The organism is Vibrio sp. 1078-1, assembly GCF_033340475.1.
The window spans coordinates 1-648 of sequence record NZ_JAWOWM010000464.1 but is presented as its reverse complement, the minus strand read 5'-3'; the positions used below and the strand labels follow the sequence as shown (position 1 = coordinate 648).

The window sequence follows — 648 nt, the reverse complement described above, 5'->3', positions numbered from 1 at the left end:
TTTTGCAGAATTGGCACGAATACTTCATTCAGTGCCACGCCTAATACCGCTGGCTCATCTGGCGGACGACCAGTATAGGTACTGTGATAAATTGGGTCTTTACGCATGGTGATGTGCGTAATGGTAAAGACGTGATGCTTTTCTTTTTCGTTATAGTAGCCAGTGTGATCGCCGTAAGGGCCTTCATCGGCAAACTCGTTCGGGTCGATGTACCCTTCCATGACGATTTCAGCACTTGCTGGGACTTCCAAATCGTTACTGATGGATTTGACCACTTCGGTTTTACTGCCACGCAGCAAACCAGCAAAGGCATATTCTGATAACGTATCCGGCACTGGCGTCACCGCACCAAGGATAGTGGCAGGGTCGGCACCAAACGCCACGGAAACTGGGAACGGCTTACCCGGGTTGGTTTCCATCCAATCACGCAAATCTAACGCGCCACCACGGTGAGCTAGCCAACGCATGATGATTTTGTTTTTGGCGATTTTTTGTTGGCGGTAGATACCGAGGTTCTGACGTTTTTTGTTCGGCCCTTTGGTAACCGTCAAACCCCACGTTAATAGTGGTGCTACGTCTTCCGCCCAGCAACTCATCACCGGAATTTTATCCAAATCGACTTCGTCACCTTGCCAAACAATGTCTTGG

At 49.4% G+C, this 648-nt stretch carries 1 protein-coding gene; it reads right to left on the bottom strand.

Annotated elements, in window-relative coordinates:
- Nucleotides 1-648: UbiD family decarboxylase (locus R7190_RS28210; RefSeq protein ID WP_318137971.1), on the bottom strand; the 648-nt coding region annotated here is incomplete at both ends.